The 11,053-nt window shown below is 64.3% G+C and carries 16 protein-coding genes; 11 read left to right on the top strand and 5 right to left on the bottom strand.

The features are described from left to right. Window positions 1–58: 58 nt before the first annotated feature. Window positions 59–454 carry a 3-hydroxyacyl-ACP dehydratase FabZ gene (gene fabZ, locus PQ455_RS07600; protein WP_273691302.1) on the top strand — a complete coding sequence of 132 codons (396 nt, stop codon included), beginning with the start codon at window positions 59–61 and terminating at the stop codon, window positions 452–454. 127 nt (window positions 455–581) lie between these two features. Further along, window positions 582–812, top strand: coding sequence for a 50S ribosomal protein L31 (gene rpmE, locus PQ455_RS07595; RefSeq protein ID WP_273690605.1), 231 nt, complete (start codon window positions 582–584; stop codon window positions 810–812). A gap of 175 nt (window positions 813–987) precedes the next feature. Here the strand turns inward: rpmE and PQ455_RS07590 are convergent, their stop codons facing one another. Continuing rightward, entirely contained in the window at window positions 988–1,929 is a 942-nt protein-coding gene (locus PQ455_RS07590; RefSeq protein ID WP_273690604.1) for an XdhC family protein, read from the bottom strand. Window positions 1,930–2,002: 73 nt separating this feature from the next. Here PQ455_RS07590 and PQ455_RS07585 point away from each other — a divergent pair, with 73 nt between their 5' ends. Next, window positions 2,003–2,371, top strand: a complete 369-nt coding sequence (locus PQ455_RS07585) for a VanZ family protein (protein ID WP_273690603.1) — start codon at window positions 2,003–2,005, stop codon at window positions 2,369–2,371. A 128-nt stretch (window positions 2,372–2,499) separates the two neighbouring features. Here the strand turns inward: PQ455_RS07585 and PQ455_RS07580 are convergent, their stop codons facing one another. Continuing rightward, a complete protein-coding gene (locus PQ455_RS07580) occupies window positions 2,500–2,829 on the bottom strand; it encodes a hypothetical protein (protein ID WP_273690601.1) in 330 nt (109 codons plus the stop codon). A gap of 216 nt (window positions 2,830–3,045) precedes the next feature. Here PQ455_RS07580 and katG point away from each other — a divergent pair, with 216 nt between their 5' ends. Both katG and PQ455_RS07570 read left to right on the top strand, forming a co-directional pair. Beyond that, entirely contained in the window at window positions 3,046–5,238 is a 2,193-nt protein-coding gene (gene katG, locus PQ455_RS07575; RefSeq protein WP_273690599.1) for a catalase/peroxidase HPI, read from the top strand. Between the two features lie 79 nt (window positions 5,239–5,317). After that, window positions 5,318–5,749, top strand: coding sequence for a DUF5990 family protein (locus PQ455_RS07570; RefSeq protein ID WP_273690596.1), 432 nt, complete (start codon window positions 5,318–5,320; stop codon window positions 5,747–5,749). A 235-nt stretch (window positions 5,750–5,984) separates the two neighbouring features. Here PQ455_RS07570 and PQ455_RS07565 read toward each other — a convergent pair whose 3' ends face one another. Next, complete coding sequence (locus tag PQ455_RS07565) at window positions 5,985–6,428, bottom strand: HIRAN domain-containing protein (protein ID WP_273690594.1); 444 nt, start codon at window positions 6,426–6,428, stop codon at window positions 5,985–5,987. Window positions 6,429–6,577: 149 nt separating this feature from the next. Between PQ455_RS07565 and PQ455_RS07560 the strand changes: the two genes are divergently transcribed. From PQ455_RS07560 to PQ455_RS07545, 4 genes are all read left to right on the top strand, one after another. Further along, window positions 6,578–6,865: a YozE family protein gene (locus PQ455_RS07560; RefSeq protein WP_273690592.1), complete on the top strand. Its 288-nt coding sequence runs from the start codon at window positions 6,578–6,580 to the stop codon at window positions 6,863–6,865. A gap of 323 nt (window positions 6,866–7,188) precedes the next feature. Then, the gene (locus PQ455_RS07555) at window positions 7,189–7,482 is read left to right on the top strand and encodes a hypothetical protein (protein ID WP_273690590.1); all 294 of its coding nucleotides are present in this window, start codon (window positions 7,189–7,191) and stop codon (window positions 7,480–7,482) included. Between the two features lie 69 nt (window positions 7,483–7,551). Beyond that, window positions 7,552–8,430, top strand: a complete 879-nt coding sequence (locus tag PQ455_RS07550; RefSeq protein ID WP_273690589.1) for a hypothetical protein — start codon at window positions 7,552–7,554, stop codon at window positions 8,428–8,430. Continuing rightward, on the top strand, window positions 8,424–8,720 hold the full coding sequence (locus tag PQ455_RS07545) for an STAS-like domain-containing protein (RefSeq protein ID WP_273690587.1): 297 nt from the start codon (window positions 8,424–8,426) through the stop codon (window positions 8,718–8,720). The genes PQ455_RS07550 and PQ455_RS07545 overlap by 7 nt, the downstream gene beginning before the upstream one ends. Before the next feature lie 447 nt (window positions 8,721–9,167). On the opposite strand, the gene PQ455_RS07540 is transcribed toward PQ455_RS07545, so the two are convergent. Next, a complete protein-coding gene (locus PQ455_RS07540) occupies window positions 9,168–9,932 on the bottom strand; it encodes a Mom family adenine methylcarbamoylation protein (RefSeq protein ID WP_273690585.1) in 765 nt (254 codons plus the stop codon). A gap of 207 nt (window positions 9,933–10,139) precedes the next feature. Between PQ455_RS07540 and PQ455_RS07535 the strand changes: the two genes are divergently transcribed. Together PQ455_RS07535 and PQ455_RS07530 are read left to right on the top strand one after the other, a co-directional pair. Next, window positions 10,140–10,403: a BrnT family toxin gene (locus PQ455_RS07535; protein ID WP_273690583.1), complete on the top strand. Its 264-nt coding sequence runs from the start codon at window positions 10,140–10,142 to the stop codon at window positions 10,401–10,403. Further along, window positions 10,393–10,671, top strand: a complete 279-nt coding sequence (locus tag PQ455_RS07530; protein WP_273690580.1) for a BrnA antitoxin family protein — start codon at window positions 10,393–10,395, stop codon at window positions 10,669–10,671. The genes PQ455_RS07535 and PQ455_RS07530 overlap by 11 nt, the downstream gene beginning before the upstream one ends. Window positions 10,672–10,729: 58 nt before the next feature. Here PQ455_RS07530 and PQ455_RS07525 read toward each other — a convergent pair whose 3' ends face one another. Continuing rightward, entirely contained in the window at window positions 10,730–11,011 is a 282-nt protein-coding gene (locus PQ455_RS07525) for a hypothetical protein (protein WP_273690578.1), read from the bottom strand. Between the last annotated feature and the right edge of the window lie 42 nt (window positions 11,012–11,053).

Here is an 11,053-nt window from a genome sequence, read left to right as displayed (position 1 = left end):
AGCGCGGGGGCCGCTCGACATTCGGGCGGTCCTGGCGGCGCTGCCGCATCGCTATCCGATGCTGCTGGTCGATCGCGTCGAGGAGATCATCCCCGACCGGTCGATCGCGGCGATCAAGGCGGTGTCGTTCAACGAGGGCTTCTTTCAGGGCCATTTCCCCGGTCGGCCGATCATGCCGGGCGTTCTGATCGTCGAGGCGCTGGCGCAGGCCGCCGGCGTCCTCGCGGTCGAGAGCCTCGGTCTCGCCGGATCGGGCAAGCTCGTCTATTTCATGGCGATCGAGAACGCGAAGTTCCGCAAGCCGGTCGAGCCGGGCGTGCTGCTGCGGCTCGAGGTGGAATTCGTCCAGAAGCGCGCCAGCGTCTGCAAGTTCGCCGGCCGCGCGCTGGTGGACGGGCAGTTGGCCGCCGAAGCCAATTTCACCGCGATGATCGCCGACCCGCCCAAGGCGTGACGCCACAGATCCTCCCCCCTGGCGGGGGAGGATAAGGATGGGCAACACTTGCATTTCGGGGCGCGGCTCGCTACGGGCCGCGCTTCCCTTTCGGGCTGGTCGGAACCAGCCGCACGGAGCGACATCCATGAAGAAGAACATCCACCCGGCCTATCACATGATCACCGTCCAGATGACGGATGGCACCACCTTCCAGACCAAGACCACCTGGGGCAACGAGGGTGACACGCTGCAACTCGACATCGACCCCACCGTCCACCCGGCCTGGACCGGTGGCCGTGGCCAGATGCTCGACGCCGGCGGTCAGGTGGCGCGCTTCAACAAGCGTTTCGGCGGTCTCTCGCTCGGCAAGAAGTAAGCCGCGCCCTGCGGGGCTGCGCTGCATCGAAGGGCCTCGCTTCCGCAAGGGAGCGGGGCCTTTTGTTTGTCTAGGTCTATCGCTTTACCCCGAACCGTTCGTGTCGAGCGAAGTCGAGACACTTGGCGCGCGGGGCACGTCCCTCGACTGCGCTCGGGACGAAAGGGATAAGGCGTCAGTTAGGTACACCCCGCAACGCTTTCACCATCCCCGCCGTCACCGATAGCGCGATCTCCGCCGGCCCGATCGCGCCGATCGAAAGTCCCGCCGGCGCCTCGATCCGCGCGATCGCCTCGTCGCGCACCCCCGCCGCCTGCAACCGCGCCACCCGCGCGGCATGGCTGCGTTTCGATCCCAGCGCGGCGACATAGCCGGCGGAGGAGGCGAGGGCGGCGATCAAGGCGGGATCGTCGATCTTGGGGTCGTGGCTGAGCGTTACCACCGCCGTCGCCGGATCGGGGCGTAGCGCCGCCACCGCCTCATCCGGCCAGCGATCGTCGAGCGCCACGCCGGGAAACCGCTCGGCGGTGAGGAAGCGCGCGCGAGGATCGATCACCGTCGGCGTGAAATCCACCGCGCTGGCGAGGCGGACGAGCGATTGCGCGATCTGCACCGCGCCGATCACCAGCAGGCGGCGCGGCGGGGCGTAGCGGTTGACGAAGCGGTCGCTCGCCTCGCCGACCCGGCTCTCGCCACTGTCGATATCCGTCGCGATGGCGAGCGAGCGGCCATCGGCCCGCGCCTCGGCGATCGCGTCGAACAGGGCGGGGTCGAACGCCCCTGGCGCCACCTGCTGCACCACCAGCGCGATCTCGCCGCCGCAGGGCAGGCCGACCTCCCAGGCCGAGGCGTCCGCCACGCCGTAGCGCAGGCTGCGCGGGCGGCCGTCGGCGATCGTCTCGGCCGCCGCCGCCAGCACCTCGCCCTCCACGCAGCCGCCCGAGACCGACCCCTCGAACCGGCCATCGGCATGGACCAGCATATGGCTGCCGCGCGGGCGGGGGGCCGAACCCCAGGTGTCGGTCACCGTCGCCAAGGCCAGCGGGGCGCCGGCCCAGGCGCGGGCGGTGTCGATCAGCCGATCGAGTTCGGGGCGGGTGGTTATGTCCGTCGTCATACGACGCCTCTGCCATCGTGGCGGCTGTGGGGCAATGTTGATGCTGCGCCTGCGAACGTGCATGAAGGCGCCCATGAAGCTCCTGCCGCGCCTGTTCGCCGCCGCCTGCTGGGCGGCCGCTCTGTTCGCCTATGTGCTGGCCTGCCTGCCGCGCCCGCCCCGAATGCCGTTCGAGGGGCATGACAAGTGGCAGCATATGCTGGCCTTCGCGACGATCTCCTTCCTGGCGCGCTTCGCCTGGCCGCATGTGGCGGCGTGGAAGCAATTCCTCGTCTTCACCGGCTTCGGCGCGCTGATCGAGCTGACCCAGGCGATCCCGGCGCTCCATCGCGACGCGAGCTGGGCCGATCTCGGTGCCGACATGCTGGCGTCGGCGGTGGCGCTGGCGATCGCCTCGCTGCTGCTGGCGGGGTTGCGCGGGGTCTATCCGCCGCGAACATAATCCTCCCCTGCGTAGCGGGGGGAGGGGGACCGCCGGCGAAGCCGGTGGTGGAGGAGTAATCCACGCTCGATAGGCGGATACCCCTCCGTCAGCGCTGCGGGCTGCCGCCCCCCTCCGGGGGAGGATTTTTAACCGATCGCCCAGCCGAACAGCTTCTTCTTCAGCACCCCGGCGACCTTGAATTCCTCGCCGCCCTCATCCTCGATATACACCCAGTCGCGGCCCTCCCTGGCCCCTTCGGGCAGGCTCACGAACAGGCGGATGTACTGGCCGGCCGCCAGTTCGGTGCTGTTGATCGCGGAGGAGAGGGAATCGCTGTGGCCGGGGCGGATCACCGTCGCCGCCAGCACGCCGCGCGCGAGTTTCGCGTCGCCCTCGTTGCGCAACGTCACGGAAAGCAGGATCTCGCCCGGCTCGGCATAGCGTTTGACCTCGGTAATCCTTGGCAACGCCACCATCCGAGCCAGCCCCCCTCTCGCCGAATGATCGACCCATGCACGGGGGCGGCGGCTTTGCCAAGCGCACAATCTGTCCGGCAAGCCGTGACGGTGCCCGGTGAAATCGACGAACCGTGCGTCGATCAGTGTCAGCAATTTTCAATGTTGGACCTTCGGCGCCATTCGCGCAATTTTCGTCCGCAACAAGGGATCGGCTGAAACAAAGGCGAGAAACATATGAACGCGGAATCGAAATGTCCCATGCATGGCGGCAAGGTGGACGGAAACGCCGTCCTGTTCGAGATGAGCAACCGCCTGTGGTGGCCCAACCAGCTTGACCTGACGGTGCTGCACCAGAATCCGCCGGCGGGCGACCCGATGGGCGGTGATTTCGATTATGCCGCCGCCTTCGCCAGCCTCGATCTGGATGCGGTGAAGGCCGACATCAAGGCGCTGATGACGCAGTCGCAGGATTGGTGGCCGGCGGATTTCGGCCATTACGGCCCGCTCTTCATCCGCATGGCGTGGCACGCCGCCGGAACCTATCGCATCGGTGACGGGCGCGGCGGCGCGGGCACAGGTCAGCAAAGGTTCGCCCCGCTCAACAGCTGGCCCGACAATGCCAATCTCGACAAGGCGCGCATGCTGCTGTGGCCGGTGAAGGAGAAATATGGCCGCAAGCTCAGCTGGGCCGACCTGCTGGTGCTGACCGGCAATTGCGCGCTGGAATCGATGGGGCTGGAAACCGCCGGCTTCGGCGGCGGCCGGGTGGACGTGTGGGAACCCGAGAGGGACACCTATTGGGGGCCGGAGCGCGAATGGCTGGGCGACGAGCGTTATTCGGGCGAGCGCGATCTGGCCCACCCGCTGGCCGCCGTCCAGATGGGCCTGATCTACGTCAATCCCGAGGGGCCGAACGGCAATCCCGATCCGCTGCTGGCGGCGCACGACATCCGCGCCACCTTCGCCCGGATGGCGATGAACGATGAGGAAACGGTCGCGCTGATCGCGGGCGGCCATACGTTCGGCAAAACCCACGGCGCGGGCGTGCCCGATGACCATGTCGGCCCCGAGCCCGAGGGCGCGCCGATCGAGATGCAGGCGCTCGGCTGGTCGAACAGTCTCGGCAGCGGCAATGCTGGCTATACGATCACCAGCGGCCTGGAAGTCATCTGGACGCAGGAGCCGACCAAGTGGACCAATTTGTTCTTCCAGAACCTGTTCGGGCATGAGTGGGAGTTGACGACCAGCCCCGCCGGCGCACACCAGTGGGTCGCGAAGGACGCGGCGGCCGACTTGCCCGACGCGCACGATCCCGCCAAAACGCACCGCCCGACGATGCTGACGACCGATCTCGCGCTGCGTTTCGACCCCATCTACGGGCCGATTTCGCGGCGCTTCCACGAGGATCATGGCGCGTTCGCCAAGGCCTTCGCCGAGGCCTGGTACAAGCTCACCCACCGCGACATGGGGCCGCATCGGCTGCTGCTGGGCAAGGAAGTGCCTGCCGAACCGCGCATCTGGCAGGATCCGCTGCCCGCCGCGACCGGCGCGCCGCTGTCCGATGTCGACGTCGCCGATCTGAAGGCCAGGATCCTCGCCTCGGGCCTGTCGATCGGCCGGCTGGTCGCGACCGCCTGGGCCTCGGCCTCGACCTTCCGGGGATCGGACAAGCGCGGCGGCGCCAATGGCGCGCGCATCCGGCTGGCCCCGCAAAGGGATTGGGCGGTCAACGAGCCGGCCGAGCTGGCCAAGGCGCTGGCGGTGCTGGAGGGTATCCAGCGCGATGTCGCGGCGGGCGGCAAATCGGTCAGCCTCGCCGATCTGATCGTGCTGGGCGGGTCGGCCGCGATCGAAGCGGCGGCAAAGAAGGCCGGTCATGCCATCATCGTGCCCTTCGCCCCCGGCCGGGTCGATGCCACGGCGGAGGATACCGACGCCGAATCCTTCGAGCCGCTGGAGCCCAAGACCGACGGCTTCCGCAACTATGCCGGCGAACCCTCGGTCTATTCCGTCGAGGAACTGCTGATCGACCGCGCCCATCTGCTCACGCTCACCGCGCCCGAGATGACGGTGCTGGTCGCCGGCTTGCGCGTGCTGGGCGCCAATGTCGGCGGCGTGGCGCACGGCGTGTTCACCGATCGCCCTGAGACGCTGTCGAACGACTTTCTCCGCAACCTGCTCCGCACCAGCACGAGCATGAAGTGGGAAGCCTCGGCCGACGCGGACGGCGTGTTCGTCGCGAAGGACCGCAAGACCGGCGCGGCGACGTTCACCGGCACCCGCGTCGACCTGATCTTCGGCTCCAACTCGCAACTGCGCGCACTGGCCGAAGCCTATGCTACCGACGACGCCGAGAGCGCCTTCGTCGCGGCCTTCGTGAACGCCTGGGTGAAGGTGATGAACCTCGATCGGTTCGATCTGGCCTGAAGGGGCAAGGGCAGGGCGGCTCCAAGATGCGCTTGCCCTGCCTTTCCCCGACCTGGGCGATCATGATATCTCAGGGTACATGGCCAAGGCGGATCAGATCGGGATCACTCTGCGGATCGTGATCGAGCAGCCGGTGATCGGCGTGCTGCATAGCCTTCAGGCAAAGGATGACGCGCCGCTCGATCCGAAATGGTCGCGGGGTGGCGAGCCACTCTCCTTCGACATGCCGATCCGCATCGCCCCGGGTCCGAAATTCTTCGGCGAGCAGGTGCGGCGCGAAGGCCCGGTGCGGCGGTTCGTCTATGTTCGCGTCGGCCAACTGGCCGGCGACCCCGCCTCGCCCTGGTCGCGCCGGATCAAGATCGACATCCACGATCTCGACGACGATCTGCTGCAACGTGCTCCGCTGACCGGCAAGCCGATCGAACTGGTGATCATCGGCACCGCGAAGGACGGCACGCCGACATGCGCCACGGCCAAGCCGATCCGGCGTGGGATCGCGAAAGATTGAGACCGGCCACTGGAGCGACGGCAAATGGCGGATGGGGTGTCCGTCCCATAAGGTCGCGTTTTTGGCTAATTATCGCCGATCCTATATCGGCCGTTTCCGGCAAGGCCCCCAAATAGGCCCCCACTTGAACAAGGATGGCGCGGCGCCGACTCGGGTGTTCGGAAATTCGAATGCGCGATAGCTCCAACATTTTCTGCCGTCCGTCGAACTCGGCCAAGGGTGGGGAGAGGGGGGATCAGGGTTCGATCTCTATCCGCAGCACGGGCTTCAAATTGCCCTCGCGTACCTTGCCGATGATCCGCTCGACCGTCGCGCCAGTCACCATACCCCGATCGATCTTCGATCCGATCCAGGCGGTGCGTTGTTCGCCGATGTAGCCGATGCGCACGCCGGCCGCCGGATACACGCCAACAGCCGAAGGGTCGAAGCGGTTTTCCGGTTCGCGCCGTAGCTGAACGGGATCGCCCGGTCGCAGCTTACGGGTCTCCTTCTGCCGACTGGTGCCATCCTCGTTATCGTAGAACCCGCCGACCACGTTGAGGCGCACGCCAGCGGGTGAGGGCGGGGCATGACAGATGCGCCGACCCTGAGCGGCTGCCTGCGCATCCTTGATCGCCGCCGCCTTCCGCCGCTTCCCCAGACGGCCGGTCGCGGGAAGCGTGAACTCGATCCAGCCCATCAGGCCCTCCGATTGTAGAACAAACGTGGAACATATATGATGGCTGGCAGTCGAGTCGTGCAAGAGGAAACGCCATGCCCCGCGCAGCTAAGCGAGCGACATCAGCCGCCATGCAAATGGAGATGCCAACCGGCGATGGCCCTGTCAGGGTGTACCCGTCGGCGCCGGCCATCGCGCAGCCCGTTACAGACAGCCTCCCGACATTCTATGCGGAGGAACCCGCTATCCACCGCCAGCCGTTCGGCGGCTGGCTGGTGAAGCAGGTCACGCATCGCAGCGAATGGATCGCCAACCTCGCCAAGGCGGCCAAGGCCGATCCGGGCTTTCCCAAGGCGGGTGATCCCGAGGAAGTGCGCAAGTACCTGTCCGGCCGGGGCGCCGACGGCGATGTGTTCGAGGCGATCGACGATGCCGAGCGCGAATGGGAGCGGCTATGACGCACCCACCGATAACGCTTTAACCGATCTCAATGCGGTTCGGATGGTCGAGATCATAGTCGCGCGCCTTAGTCTCGGTTGTAGTGGCCGCGTGTCGAATATCGACGCTTGTGCTCTGAGTTACTCTCGCGATGTCGCGCCTGATGGTGAGCGTGGATGTCATGGAAACGGCGCTTAAGGCGATAGCCGTCACCGACCAAAAGTCGGAGTTGTTCAAAATGTGTCACCTGTTGCGCTGAATTTAGAGAACAGGTGGCTGGGCGTAATGGCCCCATGACGCAGAAAATAAATGCAATATTATCATATGCATAGTTGGAGGTGAAATGACATTGCAAGCGAAGTCATGCCGCCCGACCAAGCCGTTCGGCCTATGGCTGCTCGACCAGCGGCGCCGGCCGGGATGGATCGGCGACCTCGCGCGAGCGGCCGAGCGCGACCCGCTGTTCCCCAGGCTGGGGATGCCGTTCGACGTGATGGCGCGGGTGCGGGAGGGGATGGCCGATGGAGATCCTCAGGCCGCTGTCGATGCCGCCGCGAACGAATGGTTCGGCGGCAACGGCTGGCGGCTGGGATGCCTGATCGAGCCGGAACAGGTGAAGGAGCGGGAAGCGGCTTAGCAGATTACCACTGCGCGGTAGGGTGCAAACGGGGATGAAATTAGGCCACTGAACCGATAAGGGCGTCAGATGGCTATAACAATCATCCTCCCCAGCACGTTCAAGATTGGCGCGCTCTATCACTTTTGCGATCAGTTCGTGACTCCGGAGGGTGAGCCGAAAGATGGCGAGATAACCTTCGATTTTGGGTATTTGAATTTTATAGATGGCGTCGGTTTGACGGTTTTAACTAATACATTGGATTGGTTGTTTAACCGATCAGTAAAATGTTTTTTTAGTAATCATAATGTAAATCGATCTAACGCGATATTTTATCTTGATTCTTGTGGTTTTTTTGAAAATTATCTTGGACAGAAGGTGAGCATATTTAGCCGCGTTAAGTCTACAACCATTCCATGCTCTCGTGTTAGGCACAGTGAGGGGCCGGGATGGCTAGATTTCAAACTATCTCCTTGGCTATGTCCAATAGTTAATGTACCGGATAGAAAGTTGTATAGCTTAAAGGTTTGTGTCAAGGAGATTTTTAATAACATTCGAGATCATTCAACAGAGGACATCGGTTGTGTCCATGTTCAGCATTATCCGAACATAAAGCAAATCGGTATAACGATATCTGATTTCGGTCGCGGAATACCGTCAAGCATGAGATCGCGCTATGGCGATTTGCGCGACGATGTTGCGATCTGGAAGGCGGCGCAGGAGGGTGTGACTGCGAAGACGACGCCGAACAACCGAGGGGTGGGTCTGGATTATCTGATTACAACCGTGCTATCGAACGGCGGTCGGGTTGGTATCTACTCGTTTTCGGGTTCCTTGCTCGCGGCTCCCTATCAGGAGCGTCAGGCACATCTCGGCAACGGAAGCTATCCTGGTACGTTGGTCGATATCGCACTGCCAACGCACGCATTTGTGGGCGATGATGACGAAGAGGAGGACATGCAGTGGTAACCATCACGGCGCTCGATCACGTCGCGCGCTGCTATACAGGCGAAGATGGCGACATTATCCTCGCTATCCTGCAAAGGCACCTAGCAGGGAAAGGGACGGTGACACTCTCTTTCCACGGGGTGGGCGATGTAACCTCGTCTTTTGTAAATTCGGGATTAGTGCCGTTGCTTGAGACAATGTCGTTTGACGATATCAGGGCCAAGCTCCGCATCGTTCGAGGTACGCGGCAGATCAACGACATGATTGGGCGTTGCTTTCGCAACGCCTTACGCGTTCCTCAAGCAGCTTAATCAGGGGCTGGCATCGCGCTCGCTAGCCTGCGACATGCCTTAGCGGTGTCCTAGCCAAGCAGTGCTGGCCGACTGTCGATCATAGCCGGTATTGGATCGATCACGCCGATGCCGGCCGCGTCCTCAACCGGCGCGGGCAGGGCGCTGAACGCTTCCAGCGCCCTGCCCGCAATGTTATACGCTCGCGCCAAGGGCGAAGCTGCACGACCGGCAACTAGATCAGCGCAACTTCCCGATCCCATTGGCTCTGGCCCACGATCGGCGATCTCGCATTAGAGTGGAGCGGCCCGACGGGCTCCCACCGTCCTCGCACCCCCTGGGCGGGGGCTCGTCGTCTGGACGGGCCGCGCCTTCCTGCTACTGCTCATCGGCCTGCCGTCAACAGGCGATGGGTTATATGCTTCGTTCGTCCGCGACGCGGCTAAGTCGCTGATCCGCCGTCCCGATTTATGTCATCGGTTCGGCACCCCGATAGTCGGGCTTCGGGAATGGCTTCACCGGATACCGGCACCCCTTGGCAAAGCGGGGCTTCAGGAAGCGCAGATAGCGGAACTGGCGCAGCAGGTGCTTCGTCGCCCGATCGCGGTTCGCCCGCAGGTGCGCCGCGCGCGGGCTGGTCGCCGTCCGGCCGTTCGTCATCAGGCTGTCGTGATACCATTCGCCATCCAGCTCCCAGAAGCGCCCGAGATGCTCGCCATGGAAGGTGAAGCCGGCCGCCTGGTACACGGTGCCGAATAGCCCGCACCGCTCGTCAGCGAACGATTGCAGCCACTTCACCGCCGGCCGGGCGCGGCGAATGAACCGGATCGAATAGGCCAACGCCCGGCTCTCGCTGTTGCGAGGCGCCTCGTCCGCCAGCCACATGCGGTTGAGTTCGAGGTATTCGTTCATGGCCGTGCCGGTGACGACGCTGCCAGCCGATGCCGGGTTCATGGCATAGCCGTATTGCAGCACGCCGAGCAGATGCCCGCCGATCCAGACGCCAAGGTGCAGGGTGGACGCGCGATAGACGCGCCGGCTGTAGTGGTGGGCGATCACGATGCCGTTGGCGATCTCGCGATCGAGCAGACGGACGTGAAAGTCGGCCTCGCCAAAGCCGATCGCCTCGCGGCGGCCGGTCAAATCGGCGGGGTCGAAGAGGTATCCGGCAGGTTCGCCGGCAGCGCCGCCGACGAAAGCCGACGGGGTGTTGAACGCGAATCGAGACTCCATGGGGAAATATGCTCACACATGCCCCGCCCGTTGCGCGGGTGCGGGGCGTTGCGGCTAGGCCAGCCGCGCGTGACGGATCTCTGGTCCGTCGGTTTCCGGGTGCCAGCCCGGAACCCCCGTCCGGCCGGAGCCGAACGGACGTGTTCTATTTTCTGTCATGACAAATAAATCGTTGACCGCTGAATTATCCGTCACTACAGATAATTCATGGACATCGAATTTGACCCCGCCAAAAACGAAGCGAACATCGCCAAGCATGGCCTGTCGCTCGCCGACGCGGGGCTCTTCCCGATTTCCTCCGCCGTCGTCGTTGCTGACGATCGCCGCGAGTACGGTGAGGATCGCCAGCGCGCTTTCGCGCGGGTCGATGGCGAGGGCCGCTGCCTCGTGTTCACCGTCACCGCTACCGCAGTCCGCGCGATCAGCTACCGTCGCGCCCACGAAAAGGAGATGAGCCGCTATGGCCTCTGATAAGCCCCCCATCGTATTCGACGAGGACAACCCCGAGTGGACGGAAGAGGATTTCGCCCGCGCCCGGCCCGCCGCCGAGGTGCTGTCGCCGGAGGTTCTCGCCGCCTTCGGCAAGCGTGGGCGCGGTCGCCCGGTCGGCTCCGCCACGTCGAACAAGGAACGGGTGAGCCTCCGGCTGGACAAGGATGCGCTGGAGCGGTTCCGCGCGGACGGACCTGGCTGGCAGACGCGCATCAACGACGCGGTGCGGAAAGCCGCCGGCCTTTGACCTAACAGGCGCGGCGGCGCGCCAGCGCTGCCGATGGCTCAGTCAGCGCCCGGGCTGATCAACGCTGTTGGTCGGGCTGCTCACTGTCCGCCATAAGGTTGCCCAGCTCGCGGCACTGTTCCGCAGCCAGCCAGCCCAGCGTGACGCCGTCCGAAATCTCGATCGGCTCGATCAGGCCCACCCCTGCTCCCGGCTGCAAATCGGCAGGCAGAGCCATGAAGCGGGATATGGCGGCTTTCAGCGTCATGCGCCTGCGGTGCAGCATCTGGGAAGAACCCACCCTCGCCGCCTCGAAAAATTCGGACGGCGCAGCCCAGTCGATGGCGTCGGTAATGGTCACCGCGGTCCATTCGCTCGATTACATAGAATCTGCAAGACGAAC

It is taken from the genome of Sphingomonas naphthae, from assembly GCF_028607085.1.
Classification (GTDB): Bacteria; Pseudomonadota; Alphaproteobacteria; order Sphingomonadales; family Sphingomonadaceae; genus Sphingomonas_Q; species Sphingomonas_Q naphthae.
This window is presented reverse-complemented; position numbering and strand designations above follow the sequence as displayed.